Genomic DNA, 16,788 nt, shown 5'->3' with positions numbered 1-16,788 from the left:
TGATATGAAAAAACACTCTTTGCTATTATTGCTTCTGTCTTTTGTACAGGTGTTTCCGCTTTTTGGGGAAACACCTTACAAGGAGGAACGCCGGGTTATCTATTCCTCGGAAACGCCGGAAAATCCTTATCTCTTGCAACCCGGACATAGTCTGGAACAAGCTGTTTCATTTCCCCAACGTACGTATCCCACTCGCAAGTTTCTGCGTGTAACCGGTGGTATCAAGATGCCTGCTCCCTTTCAGGAACGTGGTGAAGAGATGTTCCGCCGAAGTGAGTTCTTTATTGATGATAATCTGGACTCTGTCGTTACTCGTAAAGATCGGTATTCTCTTTATTTCAAGGGAGAGAATGATGCTTTTGAGCGTTATGCCTACTTCCGTGTCATGGGAGAGGCGCTCAAACCGGGAAAACTGACTGTGCATATCCCGGTGGTCCGCCGTCAGCAGTTGACTGTGGACGCTAAGGGACGGTTTGGATTGGAACTGGAACTTTATTATAAGAAACCGGGACGGGCGGCGCAGGATATTTTTGATGCTCCCGACAGTGTGTTGTTTGTGCCTGTTCCTGTCGGTACGGGAAAGTATCAGGATGTCAGCCGTACTTTTACATTACCCGACCATGTGGCTTGTGCTTTACTGTGTGTGGGGGGAAGTGACTTCAGTGGCGAATGTTGGTTGGAAGCACCCCGTTTGGAGCAGAATGGCAAAACAGTGTGGCATGTCCCTTTTACAAAGTTTGCACAAAAAGCGGATCAGGTGGACTATTGGGTAGGTTGTAATTTGGCTACTCGCAGTTGGCCGCGTTGGAGGTTGGAGTTCAACGGCAAGGAGGTATTCGAGGGTAATATCTTTGACCGTGCTTCCAATGTAGCTGATTTTTATATTCTGTTGCCCGAAGATTTGCAGGGAACAGGTCATTTTAAACTCTCTTTGTTGAAAGAGCCTCACCGGGCTGCTTTTCCTTATGAGGTGCGGACATTGGAGTTGATTGAAGAGAAGGCCCGTGACTTTGAGATTATTTCAGTTCCTAAGTATGTATCCAAGTCTGCCTCTTTCGGTGTTTTGATTGAGACGAACCGTCCGGACGTGAAATTGCAGGTGAGGGGTGATGTTGCTTTGCAGCCTGTGGCACAAGATGTTCAGTTTAAAGAACCCGGACTGCACGTTGTAGAGTTCAGGGCGGATTCTTGTCTGGCCGGTGTGAAAATAGAGTTTAGTGACGGTAGCCGTAGCGAGGCTGCTGTGATAGAACAGATTGTGGAACGGGCTCCCGAGAATATATATATTTCTTCGGGAGATGAAATCTATATCGACAAGCAATATACTCCATACAGTTATTTCTTTAAATGGTATATATCACAACGCATAGGTAACTGGTATCACTTCCGTCCTTCTTACCAATGGAGTGGATGCCGCATAACCAATCCGGAAACAATAGGATATTATACCCGTTTACTGAATCGTCTGAAGATACCTTATGCATGGCAGGTGGAAGGCAGAACCTTGGCAGGTAATCGCTTGAATCCGACAAATGAAGAACTTGCCTCACCCATGTTCCGTGGAAAACAAGCCCATGAGAATGATGGTGGTTACTATTATTGGCAACATTTCAAATATCAGGGACTGCATTCGGACATGGCTGCCCGCAATCGTCCTTGGGGTGGTATCTTTGCGAAGCATCGCCCTATTTACACAGACCATGGCACATTTATCCATTATGATACGGAGGGTGTGACCGATATGGCAGACGGAGCCCGGAAACTGGTATCCAACTTGCGTTACTCTAAAGGAGAAAGTGTGCGTCATACAGGCCCTTCTTCCTTATTCCGTTATTTTTATCAGGCAGGTTATGAATGGGCGGGAGCCGAACAGATGTATGGCCCTGAAGAGACGATACTTTCTGCCCTGCGTGGTGCATCTTTGGCATACAGCCGTCCGGTATATGGTTCGTTGCATGCAATGCAATGGGGAAGCGGCCCTTTCACTGACCCTAAACATTCGTTGCGTCTCTATCTTTCATTGGCTGCGGCCTATATGCACGGTTCGTCACACATGAACACGGAAGAGGCTCTGTGGACAGACGAATTTATGAACGACCGCTATTCTCCATCGGGTAAAGAACACATTGCGGCACAGCACCGCATGCTTGATTTTATTGAGACTCACAACCGTCGTGGAGAGTTTCATAGCAATATAGCTGTGATTCAGGGGCGGAATGATGCATGGAAATCTTTTGGACGCGGCAGCTTGTGGTCACAAGACGGCGAGAAGTGGAAGTTCAACAAGGCTTGCGAAAGCTTTGATTTGCTGAAAGTGTTTTATCCCAATCATATCATTGACGGATGCGGTCCCGAAGGATGGTTTACTTCTACGCCTTACGGACCGGTTGACTTGTTGCCGGTTGAGGCTCCGCAGGATGTGATGAACCGATATAAAGCGATGATTTTCTTGGGATGGAATACCTATGATAAGGGAGATTTTGAACGTATACGCGATTATGTCTTCAATGGAGGAACACTGATTCTGTCTGCTGCCCATATCAATGCCGGCTTGCAGCCGGATGAACAACCTGTCTTCCCGCAAGATGATGCCCCTGTTCGCGAGATGTTGGGAGAAGACTACCGGAACTTGACACAACAAACGGTATTGGGCTATGGCAAAGGAAAGGTGATTTATTTCCCGACACCTTTGTATCCGGCAGAAGAACCGTTGAAGGCGGACTATATAAAAGTCATGCAGGATGTTGCTGCGTCGACTGTTAAGCCCGAGGCAGAGAATGGCTGGATAGATGCTGCTCCGTCAGTAGGGTTTGCGGCATGGCAGGATGGCGGGCGCCGTACACTTTATGTATTGAATACAGACTGGCAGAGTGATAAGGAAATGCATCCTTATACTTTTGTCTATGGAAATGGCAAGTTCCGCCTGTCCATAGCCCGTTATCAACTCGGTACGATTCATTGTGCGGCTCAGCTGGCGGTAGCTCCGTCAAGCAATACCACCGATGTGCTTTCTATTGTGAAGGAAGCTGACGGATGGACGGTACGGGTTCAGACTACCGGTCCCGATACCGTTAAATTTATGTTTGCAAACAATGGTGTGGAAAAAGAAATCTCTTTCTCTTCTCCCGGTATACACGTTTGCAAGTTGCCTTTATAAACAGAATATTAACTTTTAAATCATAAAATGAACATGAGAACGATTTGTCTTATTTGCATGCTCTGTCTGGCAGTGGTTGTTAAAGCGGCTTCTCCCATACAAGGTTTGCTGGAACGTATTGATAAGGGGGCCTCACGCAAGTTTGTCATTGAACAGGTGAAGTCGCCCACTGATTTCTTTGAATTAGACCAAAAAGGTGATAAAGTAGTGATTCGCGGCAATAATTATGTGAGCATTGCCACAGGACTGAACTGGTACTTGAAGTACTATGCGGGTGTCCAACTTTCGTGGAACGGTATGACGGCACAACTTCCTGCCGTACTTCCTGCCGTGCCTCAGAAAGAACGTCATGAAACAGATTTGAAGTATCGTTATGACTTCAATTATTGTACCTATTCCTATACCATGGCCTTTTGGGATTGGAATCGTTGGGAGAAGGAAATAGACTGGATGGCATTGCATGGCATCAACCTTCCTTTGGCAGTGGTAGGTGCAGATGTGGTGTGGTATAATGTATTAACCAAACTGGGCTATACCAAAGACGAAATCAATGAATTTATTGCCGGTCCTGCTTTTCAGGGATGGTGGTTGATGAATAACCTGGAAGGTTGGGGCGGTCCTAACCCGGACAGCTGGTATAAACAGCGTGAAACTTTACAGAAACAAATCTTGAAGCGTATGCGTGAATATGGCATCCAGCCGGTATTGCCGGGCTACTCGGGCATGGTTCCTCACAATGCCAAAGAGCGTTTGGGGCTGAATGTTTCCGATCCGGGTTTATGGTGCGGTTATCGACGTCCTGCTTTCTTGCAGCCTACAGATCCTCGTTTCAATGAAATAGCCGACCTTTATTATAAGGAGATGAGTCGTCTGTATGGCAAGGCCGATTTTTACAGTATGGACCCCTTCCATGAAGGAGGCAGTGTGGCAGGTGTCGATTTGAATGCTGCAGGCCAGGCTATCTGGGGGGCAATGAAAAAGGCGAATCCGAAAGCGGTCTGGGTGGCTCAGGCATGGCAGGCAAATCCTCGCCAAAAGATGATTGAGAATCTTCCTGCCGGAGATTTGATAGTGCTCGACCTTTTTGCCGAGAGCCGTCCTCAATGGGGTGACCCTGAATCGACTTGGTATCGTAAAGAAGGTTTCGGCAAGCATGACTGGCTCTACTGTATGTTGTTGAACTATGGAGGCAATGTAGGGCTGCATGGAAAGATGAAGCATGTCATCGATGAGTTCTATAAGGCAAAAACGTCTTCTTTCGGAAAGACAATGAAAGGAGTGGGTATGACTATGGAAGGTTCGGAAAATAATCCGGTGATGTTCGAACTGTTGTGTGAACTGCCTTGGCGTCCTGTTCTGTTTGACAAAGACGAATGGCTGAAAAACTATACTGTGGCGCGTTATGGCAAGGCCGACAAAGCTGTTCAGGATGCATGGTTGCTGTTGAGTAATACCATTTATAACTGTCCGGCAAAGAACACCCAGCAAGGAACACATGAATCTGTCTTCTGCGGCCGGCCGGATTATGATGTTTATCAGGTATCCAGTTGGAGCGAGATGGATCCTTATTATAAACCGGAAGATATAATCCGTGCGGCAGGCATGATGCTTTCGGCAGCCGATGCCTTTAAGGGAAATAATAATTTTGAATATGATTTGATAGATATTGTTCGTCAGGCAGTGGCGGAAAAAGGGCGTTTGGTATATCCTATTATGATAGATGCATATAAGGCAGGAGAAAAGGAACTGTTTGCGGCTGCTTCACAACGTTTCCTCGAGCTGATTCTGTTGCAGGATAAATTATTGGCTTCCCGCCCTGAGTTTAAGGTAGGCACATGGATTGAGAAAGCGCGTAACTTGGGCACGACTCCTGAGGAAAAAGATTTGTATGAGTGGAACGCACGCGTGCAGGTCACTACGTGGGGAAATCGTGTGGCAGCCGACAAAGGCGGATTGCGTGACTATGCGCACAAAGAATGGAACGGCTTGTTGCGTGATTTCTATTATAACCGTTGGAAGGTATGGATTGACTGCCAAAAGGCACAGCTGGATGGTGCACCGGTGAAAGCAATAGATTTCTATGCCATCGAGGAACCATGGACCAAACAAACTAATCCTTATTCTTCGCAGGCCGAAGGCGATGTGATAGCTGTCGCCAAAGAGGTGTATGCCAAGATTACGGAATAGTATTCTCTTATTACCTTGAGGGTGTGTCGAAACTCTCATAAACTAAAAATCACCCTCGCCACAGGTAGTTGTAGCGAGGGTGATTTCGATAAAAGGGAAGTTTTGATACATCCCCTTTTTTTATCCCTTTTTCCAGGGTCAGTTATTATTGGGTGATTTAGCATATCAAACACCTGTCCCCGGATGTTTTCTCCTCCGGTTTTCAACCTCTGCATGCGTTTTGAACACCCTAAGTCGTTTCATTAGCCGGGCTAAGCCTTTTCGTCCTTTCGATTATGCCTGTCTGTCAGTCGAATTACTACAGTCTTCGGCAATGGACTGTATAGTCCGTTGTAGTAGACCGTACAGTCCACCGTAACGGACTGTACGGTCCGCTGTCGGAGACTGTAATAATCTTCCGTCTAAAAAGGCTTGGCTAACCCTAAGAAACGGCTTACTCTTCCCTTTGTTTGGACTTTATAAAAAAAGTCTGTAACTTTGGCAAAGAGAAACCTATTGAGAAAAATAAAATACGTCATTTATAAACTATTAGAGCAATGTATTCTATCATTAAGTGTTATTTGCGGCATATACTTGCCGTTTGTGTAGTGTCTTTGTATACGATGACAGGTGCTGCCGCTTCGTCGGTCAAGCTGGATGTGGATTGGCCACAGTTTATGAGTAAACAGGACATGGTGTGGGAAACACTCCCTGAGTATTGGTATGAATCAGCTTATATGGGCAACGGTATGTTGGGGCTGATGATTTATAAAGAACCGGGACAAAATTATATTCGGTTGGAAACAGGAAACTGTGCAGTACATGATCATCGTAAGGGCAAGAACGATCTCTTCAGTATCGGACGCTTACTGACCGGACATTTTGCTTTGCATCCGCAAGGTGAAATCCTGAATGGCAAGATGCGGGTGGATTTATGGAATGCCGAGACCACTGCTGATATTGTGACCACAAAAGGAAAAATCCATTTACATAGTTTTGTGCATAGTGAGAAGATGATTATTATCACTAAGGCCACTACCGAAGGCGGGGAAAAGGATTTCCGTTGGGAATGGGTACCGGCTCCTTCGGAGAGTCCGAGATATCTGTTTGCCAAAGGAGAGGGCAATTGGATTAAAGTGCCCGAAGATTATCCGCTTAATCCGGCTCCCGAAGTAACCGGGACGGAAAAGGAAGGTATGTCTTACCAAAAACTTCAGGCAGGAGGTGAAACTGCAGTTACCTGGAAGGAAACGGTGAAAAAAGGAGAGCGTGTGCTGTGGGTGAATCTGGCCCATTCTTACCCGGAATCCAATGCCCGTGAAATCAGCCGGAGCGAACTGGAGGATGCGTTGCAGTGTGGGTATAAAAAATTGCAGAAGACTCACCGTCAATGGTGGAACGCCTATTACCCTGCCAGTTTCCTGACATTGCCCGAAGGCGTGAAAGAGAATTTCTATTGGATACAAATGTATAAATTGGCTTCGGCAACGCGTGCTGACAGGGCATTGATAGATTGTACCGGGCCGTGGCTCACCAAAACTCCGTGGCCGAATGCCTGGTGGAATCTGAACGTGCAGTTGACTTACTGGCCGTTGAATGCTTCCGACAGATTGGATTTGGCTGCTTCTTTGGAGAATGCTCTTTATAATAATGTGGAACAGTTGCGGAAAAACATTCCGGAGGCGTATCGGCATGACGCTTTGGGACTGGGACGTACCAGTAACTTCTATTGCGCTACAGAGCCGGTCGGCATTCCCGGAGTGAGTAAAACGGCTGAAGTGGGTCTGCTCACTTGGGCTTGTCATAATCTTTGGTTGATTTATCGTCATAAGATGGATGATGCGCTTTTGCGCGATAAGTTGTTTCCTTTGCTGAAAGGGGCGGTAAATTATTACCTGCATTTCTTGCAGAAGGAAGAGGATGGAAAACTGCATCTTCCTGCTACTTATTCTCCTGAATATGGAAGTGCTGAGGATTGTAATTTTGACCTTTCTTTACTCCGTTGGGGATGTCTGACTTTGATACAATCGGCAGAGAGACTGAATATTGACGACCCTCTGCTTCCTAAATGGAAAACAGTGTTGGAAGAGTTAACTCCCTATCCGCAGGATGAAAATGGATTGTTTATCGGACGAAATACGCCTTATGCGTTTTCGCACCGGCATTATTCGCATCTGCTGGCAGCCTATCCATTGTATACGTTAAACAAAGAACATCCTGAGGATGTGGATCTTATTGAGAGGTCTCTTCATTTCTGGCAGTCGAAGACCGGAGCCCACCAGGGTTATTCATTGACCGGAGCCTCTTCTATCTCGTCTGCATTGGGAAAAGGAAATGATGCATTGGCTTATTTGAACAAGTTGTTTGGCCGCTTCTTGAGTGTGAATACATTGTATAGAGAATCGGGGCCGGTCATTGAGACACCGCTGTCAGGTGCGCAGTCCATCCACGATATGTTGTTGCAGAGTTGGGGAGATAAAATCAGAGTTTTCCCTGCTGTTCCGGATGCATGGCAAGATGTGGCTTTTGAGGGGTTGCGGACAGAAGGGGCTTTCAAGGTGTCTGCCAATCGGAAAGCCGGAAAAACAGAATTTATACAGGTTAAGAGTCTGGCCGGAGAACCTTGTATCCTTGTAACGGATATCGCACGGCCTTTCTTTAAAGGCAAGCGCCATCTGGAAGTAAAGCAGTTGGGTGAGCATACTTATCAAGTTGATTTACAGAAAGGCGAGGAAATGTTGGTCTATCCTGAAGGTACTTCACCTGATTTGATTATTCGTCCTATTCAGAACACTTCCATTCACTGCTTTGGAAAGAAGTTGAAAGATAAAAAATAACCTGTCATGGGAGTGTGTCAAAACTAAAACGCCCTATCGTCAACTGTAGGGGCAGGGTTTGCCTGCCCGAACCAACGGGTACGACCTTGGGAATAATACACAAAGTAAGCTGCTTTCGGGCGAGCGAACCTCGCTCCTACTAGCAAAATGATAACATTAGCAATGTTTTGACACATCCCCATTGATTGGCATAGGCACGGATTACATGAGTATTCTTTCAATCACTTGTGGAAAGTGCTCATACTCCAATGCATGTACTCGTGCAGCCAAAGTTTCCGGAGTGTCATCGGGCATGACCGGGCATGTAGCTTGGAAGATTGTATCTCCCTCGTCGTAATGCTCATTGATAAAATGAATGGTGATTCCACTCTCTTTTTCTGCTGCAGCGATGACCGCTTCGTGCACACGATTGCCATACATTCCTTTTCCACCGAATTTAGGAAGAAGAGCCGGATGAATATTTACTATTTTATTCGGATAATCATGCAAAATATCATCGGGTACCTTTAGCAGGAAACCTGCCAAGACGATAAAATCTGTTTGATAACGGTGCAGCACTTCCAAGGCTCTACCTTCTGTAAAACCCTGAGCCGGAATAAATTCGGTAGGAATTCCCAGTCTATCAGCTCGATTCAATACACCGGCTTGTGGCTTGTTGGTAATGACAACCACCACTTTTGCCGTTTCTCTTTCTGAAAAATACCGGATAATATGCTCGGCATTCGTTCCTTCTCCCGATGCTAAAATTGCGATTCTCTTCATGACTTTACTGGTTTTGGTGCACATAAAACAAAAAAATGTGCAAAAATTCGCATTTATTTGCCTGAATATTTGCGCAGCCCAAGAAATATTTATTCCTTTGCAACCGCAAAGAAAATAAAATTATTCGATTAATTAACTAAAATTTGAAAGTTATGTCTGAAATTGCAGAAAGAGTAAAAAACATCATCGTTGATAAATTGGGTGTAGAAGCATCAGAAGTTACTACAGAAGCTAGCTTCACTAATGATCTGGGTGCAGACTCATTGGATACTGTAGAATTGATTATGGAATTCGAAAAAGAATTCGGTATCTCTATTCCTGATGATCAGGCTGAAAAGATTGCTACTGTTGGTGACGCTGTTTCTTATATTGAAGCTAACGCTAAGTAATTATCCTTATTTTATAATATGGAATTAAAAAGAGTTGTAGTAACAGGTCTTGGTGCGCTTACTCCGGTTGGTAACACTGTTGCCGAAACATGGGAGAATCTTGTGAATGGTGTAAGCGGAGCAGGGCCTATTACTCATTTCGATGCGTCTAAATTCAAAACACAGTTTGCTTGTGAGGTAAAAGGGTTCAACGGAGCCGATTTTATCGACCGCAAAGAAGTGCGCAAGATGGACTTGTATACACAATATGCCATTGTTGCCGCTAAAGAGGCGATTGCAGACTCGGAAATGGACCTCGAAAAAGAAGATCTGAACAAAATCGGAGTAATATATGGTGTAGGTATCGGTGGTATTCATACTTTTGAGGAAGAAGTCTTGGGCTATGCTCAGACAAAAGATACTATCGGACCGAAATTCAGCCCGTTCTTCATTCCGAAAATGATTGCTGACATCGCATCCGGACAGATTTCTATCATGTATGGTTTCCATGGACCTAACTTTACAACGACTTCTGCATGTGCATCTTCATCAAATGCTATCGCTGACGCATTCAACTATATCCGTTTGGGTAAAGCGAATGTGATTGTAGCCGGTGGTGCTGAAGCTGCCATCTTCCCGGCCGGTGTAGGTGGTTTCAATGCTATGCATGCTCTTTCTACCCGCAATGACGATCCTCTGCATGCTTCTCGTCCATTTAGCGCAAGTCGTGATGGTTTCATCATGGGTGAAGGTGCAGGATGTTTGATTTTGGAAGAATTGGAACATGCCAAAGCACGTGGTGCTAAGATTTATGCAGAGCTGGCCGGTGTAGGTGCTTCTGCTGACGCTCATCACCTCACTGCTTCTCATCCTGAAGGATTGGGAGCAAAATTAGTGATGCTGAATGCTTTGGAAGATGCAGAAATGAAACCGGAAGATATTGATTATATCAATGTTCACGGAACTTCTACTCCTGTAGGCGACGTTTCGGAAGCAAAAGCTATCAAAGATGTATTTGGAGAACATGCTTATAAGCTGAATATCAGCTCTACCAAGTCAATGACAGGTCACCTGCTGGGTGCTGCCGGAGCTGTAGAAGCTATTGCAAGCGTGTTGGCTGTAAAAAATGACATTGTTCCGCCGACAATTAACCACGAAGAAGGTGATAACGATGAAAACATCGATTATGAGTTGAACTTTACGTTCAATAAGGCTCAGAAACGTACTGTAAATGCTGCGTTGAGCAATACTTTCGGTTTTGGTGGTCACAATGCATGTGTAATCGTGAAAAAATACGCTGAATAATCGTGTTTGGCAATATAACAGATAGGATAAGACTTCTTTTTCGTAAGGATAAGGAGTCTTATTTTCGTTTTTATAAGATGCTGGGCTTTTATCCTAAGAATATCAGCATTTATGAACAGGCTTTACTTCACAAATCTTCGTCTGTGAAGTCTGAACAGGGACGTCTGCTTAATAATGAACGTCTGGAATTTTTAGGAGATGCTATTTTAGACGCAGTAGTGGCGGATATTGTTTATAAGAAGTTTGAAGGAAAACGTGAAGGCTTTCTTACCAATACTCGTTCTAAGATTGTCCAACGTGAAACTTTGAATCGGTTGGCTACTGAAATTGGTCTGGATAAACTGATTAAATATTCTGCACGTCAGTCTTCTCACAACAGTTATATGTGTGGCAATGCGTTTGAAGCATTGGTCGGTGCCATTTATCTGGATAGGGGCTACCGTGCCTGTAAGTATTTTATGGAGCACCGTATTATCGGACCTTATATTGATTTGGAAAAGATTTCACGAAAAGAGGTCAATTTCAAATCTAAACTGATTGAGTGGAGCCAAAAGAACCGTGTTGAGATAGTATTCGAACTGATTACCCAGTCGCATGACCAATGTTTCAGCCCGACATTTGAAAGTGAAGTGCTGATTGAGGGTATTCCGGCCGGAAGAGGAAGCGGCTATTCAAAGAAGGAATCACAACAAAGGGCGGCTCATGAGGCCATGGGCAAGATAAAAAACAGTGCTTTTATGGAAAGTGTCTTGGCGGCTAAATCGGTGCGTGAAGCTCCCCAAGAGGAAGTTATGGTTCCTCAAGAAGAAGTGCTGGAGACTGTAATCAGTACTGTATCCGAAGAAATCGGTATTTCTGAACTCGACGAAAAGATTATCAGTGAAGCTGAGGAGATGGCTTTTAAGGAAGCGAAATAATTATCTGTCTTCGTATACACAAAAATCGGAATTATTTCCTTTCCTGTTTTTCTTTTGAAATGAAATAATCCCGACTTTCATATAGAGTTTTGAGTCAAGTCTTTACACTTCGTCCGGCCATGGACAGGGTTTGTTTGTGGCTTTAAAGCTGGGGCGTTGCCCTCCTACCTTACGTAAGTAGCTACCTAGTTCGTTGGATAAGCGTTTTACAATATCAGGGTGTTGTGCGGCTACATCATGTTTTTCTCCGATATCTTCGGGGATATTAAACAGTTCTTTTTTGCCGGTCTCATAATAATAGACCAGTTTCCATTCATCTTTTCGGATGGAGCAGTCCAGATTGATGCCGGGGCCGTCATTTCCCCATATATTCGGGAAATTCCATACGATTGCACGTCCTTTGGATGGGTCTCCGGTTCCTTTCAGCAGCGGTATGAAACTGGTTCCGTCAAGCGGTTGTACGGTTTTATAATTTTGGACTCCTGCCATTTCGAGGATGGTAGGATAGAAGTCTTCAATCATCAGATATTTGTCACAGCGGGTACCGGGAGTGACTACACCGGGCCATCTGACAATCATGGGCTCCCGGATACCGCCTTCGTATAAAGAGCCTTTTCCACTATTTAACGGATAGTTTTGAGTATGGAGTTCACCGTCACGCCATGCAGGTTCAGAAGCCAGTCCGCCATTGTCGCTCATAAAGATAATAATCGTATTATCTGCCTCATCATTTTTGTCCAGCCAATCCATCAAGTCTCCCAGACTTTTATCCATTCCTTCGATGAGTGAGGCATAGGCGGCTTCCTTTTCGGTCAATCCTTTCTTGAGGTATTTGGGATAGAAGCGCATGTCTTTGTCTACGGGTATATGAATGGCATAATGTGACATATACAGGTAGAAAGGCTGATTATATTTTTTAGCTTTATCCAGTGCTTTGATTGCTTCACGAGTCAAGGCTTCTGTTGCAAATACACCTGTTCCCCAGTAGTTCTCCAGTCCGGGAATGGCCATAAGTGAGTAAGGTTGGCCGTCTCGTTTATGACCATAGTTCTTTTCACTCAGATAAGTGGCGAGTCCTCCGGCAGCGTGTCCGGCAATGTTGACTTCGAATCCCCAATGGTTAGGGTTTTCGCCCGGGGTGTCGATGGACCCGAAATGAGCCTTACCGCAGTGGATAGTGTGGTAGCCGCTTTGTCTTAATAAATCGACAAAAGAGGTTCCGACAAAGGTGTTTGGAGTACCTTCTACCTGACTGACCCCATTATAATTCCAATCCGGTAATTGAACCGTTTCACTTTGGCGGTCGGTGGTTTTGTCTCTTTCAAGTGTCCAATTGGTGACCCTGTGGCGTGCGTTGTTGACGCCTGTGATAAGGCTGCATCGGGTAGCTGAACTGATGTTGCAGGCATAGGCCTGTGTAAACATCATTCCTTTTTGGGCCAAACGTTCCATATTGGGAGTTTCGTAGGCTTCATTATAATGTGTTTTCTGTGTCCAGAAAGGTAATGAAGTGTCTTGCCATCCCATATCGTCCACCATAAATAAGATGATATTGGGTCTCTGCTCTGCAGAGGGCTGTGTAACTTTCTCCCGTGCTTGTGCATTGGTTCCTGCTACAGAAGCCAAGGCTAAGGATAATAGTAAGCTTTTATTCATATAGGTTTGTTTTATGGGTTATTTATAGATTACAATTTGTTTCGGTTGATTGATGGATATACTTCTCAACTCCGCTTTTCCGGCTTTCTCTATCCATACTTTCAGTGTACCCGGACATAAGACGTTTAGTGTCAGTTGATTATCTGTTAGTGAGACAATCTCAACAGTGGCGGGGGACAAATACTTTTCTTGAATGCCGATTACTGCCCAGCCTTTTTCTATCGGGCAGAGATGGAAGAGCTTGTCCGTAAACCCGGTTAATTGGATAGAGGTCTTTTCGGATAGTTCTTCGGCTGCTTGTTTCTCCCAATCATAAAGTAATATGCGCGAAGCTTGAGTTGTCGGGATTCCTGCAAATTCTCCGCGTAAATAATAGTCATCTTTGCATAAGGTTGTCTCTACTTGCTGGAATTCGGGAGAAACATTAAGGTTATAACAGATAACCGCTAATGCACCATTGCCAACCGGTGCCATGACACGGTAGGCTTTTCCACTCCATAATGGGTTGGTAAGAACGGATTCAGGCATAGGCACAGCCGGCTCGTTGGGACGGAACAGCTTTCCTTGTTCATCAATTAATGGCAGTATATGCTCTTTGATAAAATCTTTAGGGGAGTCCGACAAATAGACCGGTCCTCCCGAAATTGCCTTGGAACGCGCCATCAAAGCACCACAAACAGTATCGCTGGAGTGGAACATATCATGGTCGGGCCATACTGTTTGTCCCAATAATAAAGTATTGGTATAGGATTGGAACAGATGTGATTTCGCCATATTCTCATTGTACTTCTTATAGTCAATGCTGACGCGGGTGCTGTTGCTGTAAAGCACATGGTCTGTATTGATAACATTTTGTGCCATACAGTTCATCAACCCCATCTTCTGTCTATGCATTTCCTCTTCCAGACTCCGGTTGCAGTCAGCCGCCTGTCTGATACTTTCTATTCCTCCCATGTAAAGAGGAAGTGTGAATGCTTGATTGTCGACTTTCAGAAAGTCAAATCCATGTTCTTTCAATGAGCTGACATAATAATGGTAGAAAGTGCGGATGTTGGCACTGTCTTTACCCGGCAACAGGCATTGGTTCTGTCTGTATAATATGTGCTGAATGTCGGTCGAGAAGTCGTTCTCGGGTGATAATCCCATCCAATATCCTGATAAACTGTACCATAGCCCCATCCATTTGATTTTATCGTCCTTCTTATGTGAGATGATATTTCCCCATCCTGAGGGGAAACGCTTTTTATCAGGCATAAAACCGGTCAGTTGTCGGTTTTTGTTGGCAAGATGTCCGTCGTCTATTAAAACATATCTGATGGGAATCTTGGAGGCTTCAATCGCTTCGATATCGTTTGTTATTTTGTTTTCATCTATATCGTAATGATAATGTTCCCAAGTGCACCAGCCCAGATAGCGGAAAGCTTCGAAATAATCTTTCTCTGTCCGGCTCTTCAAACTGGAAACTTCTTTGTCTGCAATCAGGGATTGATAAGCCTTGCGTACAGTTTCATATACAGATTTAGCCTGTCCGGTTAATAAAAGAGGAACGGTAGGGGCAAGGGCATCTTTTCCTAAAGTTGAAACATAAAGGGTTATCGAACCGTTTTTATTGACTTGCAGCCAGCTTAGGCTATTCTTTCCTGCAACAGCTTTGGCAAATACAAACTCTCCATTTTTAAGCTCAAGCAATAAAGCATCCCCCACAGTGGAAGGGGCGGCATTGGAAGGAATTCCCGGGTATTGGGAATCTGTCAGCTCGGCTAAATGATTGAAAGTCCAAGGAAGGAGCCGGTTGGTATTGTTGGGCCATTCGTAATCTCCCGGTCTTGAATCGCGGCTGAAAAAGATGCCACGGACATAATCCGGTAACTTTACGGGATAAGCAACAGTTTGGGTACGTTCGGGAATAGTTCTGGCATAAGAGACAGTGGTTGAAATATGAGTCAGGTCAATACTGTCTTGCATGAACAAAGCCGGCATATCCTTGAATGATTTTCCTTTTTCGTACGTGTAATCTGTCTGTTCAAGAGGAGTTATATGGTAAGCACAAAAGTTGATAATTTCGGGTTGCGCTATTGCTTCTGTAATTGTCAGGCGAAGAACTGCGGTCTCTACCGGTTCAAATCTTTCTATGCGTTTGTGGCCGACAGACTGCCCTGTACATACAGTTTTCCATTTACCATCCACTTTTGCTTCCACCTTATATTGACGGATTCTTTCTCCCTTGGCTATATCTTCTTGAAGGATACAATAGTTGACGGTTTGCTTTTTATCTAATTTCAGTACCAGACTTTTCTTTTGTCCGGCTGTCTGGGCAAGTGGAGTACTGAAACGACGGTTTATTTCCTGTCCCCATTCCATAAGGCGCTGGCGGTCTCCATCGGGAATTAATCCGTCAGGATTCGGTGTCAGTCCCATCATTAGGGTGGCATTACGTCCCACAGACTTTTCATACATATTCATCAATTCATCCACAGAGTAGATATTGTTTTCATCGTCCGGCTCCCAAAACCATTCGTGGCGGCCATTGGCGCCTCGTAGTGGACTGTCTGCCATTGACGGTACCCAGTATCTGCCGTTAGGGTCACCATGCTTCAGCAGTTTTCCGTGGTCGCGATTGGGCTCGGTGGCATTGCTATGGCTGTAGGGATAAGGAAAGGTGCTCCAGCAAGGATAACCGACAGTGCCCGACTCAGAACCGCCCCAGCGCAAATCCGCTCTGTCTACATTGTGATAAAATAGGCAATTGGGTTGATACTTGTTGACGATGGGTTCCACGTCCGGTCCGTCTCCATGAGGGTCGTCGGCTCCGCCATCAAACCAAATCATGAATAATTCTCCGTAGCGTGTGCATAGCTCTTCCACCATTTTCTCGCAATATCGTTTATACCATGCTTGTCTGTTGGCTGCAAACTCCCCATCACCGGCTACTTTAAAATTATGTATACCCAGTAATGAGTTCCATCTGATTCCTACATAAATGCCCGGCTGAATACCATATTTCCGGCAAGAGTTGACAAAATCTCGGACGATGTCTCCCTTTCCATCTCTCCATTTTACGGCTTTCAGGCAATATGGATTTACGTCGCTTTGCCATAGACCGAACCCGGTTTCGTGCGTGGCTGTCAGTACGGCAAATTTACATCCTGCTGCTTTGGCTGCCTGAATCCATTGGTCAGTATCCAGTTGGGTAGGATTAAATATATTATAATCTTCAATGGGATTGATACGGTTATTGCCTTGTCCGTAACGTATTCCATCAAACACATGAAGGTCATAGTGAAAAACGGCTCCCATTTCCGCTTCGTGCCATTTCAGCTGATGAGGTTTGGGAACAATAATTTCCGGTTGTGCATAACACAAGACAGAGCTCATAACGAGCATTATGTATAGATAGAGTTTGTTCATTGCTTATACTATATTTAGCACATGGTTGTTGGTGGACAGTGCATCCAAAGATAGAATAAAAAAATGATATTCAGCCGAGAATCCTTCTTTACTTTACCGCAAACCAATATGGCTCTCATAATGAAAGTGATGGATGGCGGATAAACAGTGTGGAGAGAGACCCTCCAAAGACAGGTTGTCCTGCCTTTGGAGTCAGTCCCTTTGCTTTGCTA

Annotated in this window: 9 protein-coding genes and 1 pseudogene; 6 read left to right on the top strand and 4 right to left on the bottom strand. The window is 44.9% G+C overall.

Annotated features, from left to right (window positions below; translation table 11 throughout):
* Positions 1 to 4 precede the first annotated feature (4 nt).
* The 3 genes from IR173_RS10455 (at position 5) to IR173_RS10445 (ending at position 8,160) form a co-directional block, all read left to right on the top strand.
* Complete coding sequence (locus IR173_RS10455; protein WP_237039547.1) at positions 5 to 3,157, top strand: type 1 glutamine amidotransferase family protein; 3,153 nt, start codon at positions 5 to 7, stop codon at positions 3,155 to 3,157.
* 33 nt (positions 3,158 to 3,190) lie between these two features.
* Entirely contained in the window at positions 3,191 to 5,344 is a 2,154-nt protein-coding gene (locus IR173_RS10450) for an alpha-N-acetylglucosaminidase (RefSeq protein ID WP_394800660.1), read from the top strand.
* A gap of 536 nt (positions 5,345 to 5,880) precedes the next feature.
* Positions 5,881 to 8,160, top strand: a complete 2,280-nt coding sequence (locus tag IR173_RS10445) for a glycosyl hydrolase family 95 catalytic domain-containing protein (RefSeq protein WP_237039545.1) — start codon at positions 5,881 to 5,883, stop codon at positions 8,158 to 8,160.
* Positions 8,161 to 8,361: 201 nt separating this feature from the next.
* Here IR173_RS10445 and purN read toward each other — a convergent pair whose 3' ends face one another.
* The gene (gene purN / locus IR173_RS10440) at positions 8,362 to 8,922 is read right to left on the bottom strand and encodes a phosphoribosylglycinamide formyltransferase (RefSeq protein WP_237039544.1); all 561 of its coding nucleotides are present in this window, start codon (positions 8,920 to 8,922) and stop codon (positions 8,362 to 8,364) included.
* Between the two features lie 152 nt (positions 8,923 to 9,074).
* Between purN and IR173_RS10435 the strand changes: the two genes are divergently transcribed.
* The 3 genes from IR173_RS10435 to rnc are packed head-to-tail and all read left to right on the top strand — an operon-like array spanning position 9,075 to position 11,512.
* Positions 9,075 to 9,311: an acyl carrier protein gene (locus IR173_RS10435; RefSeq protein WP_005944768.1), complete on the top strand. Its 237-nt coding sequence runs from the start codon at positions 9,075 to 9,077 to the stop codon at positions 9,309 to 9,311.
* Between the two features lie 18 nt (positions 9,312 to 9,329).
* Positions 9,330 to 10,595: a beta-ketoacyl-ACP synthase II gene (fabF, locus tag IR173_RS10430; protein ID WP_237039543.1), complete on the top strand. Its 1,266-nt coding sequence runs from the start codon at positions 9,330 to 9,332 to the stop codon at positions 10,593 to 10,595.
* Positions 10,596 to 10,597: 2 nt separating this feature from the next.
* Positions 10,598 to 11,512, top strand: a complete 915-nt coding sequence (gene rnc, locus IR173_RS10425; RefSeq protein WP_237039542.1) for a ribonuclease III — start codon at positions 10,598 to 10,600, stop codon at positions 11,510 to 11,512.
* Between the two features lie 102 nt (positions 11,513 to 11,614).
* Here rnc and IR173_RS10420 read toward each other — a convergent pair whose 3' ends face one another.
* From IR173_RS10420 to IR173_RS10410, 3 genes and pseudogenes are all read right to left on the bottom strand, one after another.
* Positions 11,615 to 13,168, bottom strand: a complete 1,554-nt coding sequence (locus IR173_RS10420; RefSeq protein WP_237039541.1) for a sulfatase — start codon at positions 13,166 to 13,168, stop codon at positions 11,615 to 11,617.
* Positions 13,169 to 13,186: 18 nt separating this feature from the next.
* Positions 13,187 to 15,229, bottom strand: coding sequence for a Sip1-related alpha-galactosidase (locus IR173_RS10415; RefSeq protein ID WP_317207940.1), 2,043 nt, complete (start codon positions 15,227 to 15,229; stop codon positions 13,187 to 13,189).
* Positions 15,203 to 16,576, bottom strand: a pseudogene (locus IR173_RS10410) (alpha-L-fucosidase); the annotation flags it as partial. The pseudogene IR173_RS10410 and the gene IR173_RS10415, both read right to left, overlap by 27 nt.
* Positions 16,577 to 16,788: the final 212 nt, after the last annotated feature.

The sequence above is a fragment of the Phocaeicola faecalis genome, from assembly GCF_021730445.1.
Lineage (GTDB): Bacteria > Bacteroidota > Bacteroidia > Bacteroidales > Bacteroidaceae > Phocaeicola > Phocaeicola faecalis.
This window is presented reverse-complemented; position numbering and strand designations above follow the sequence as displayed.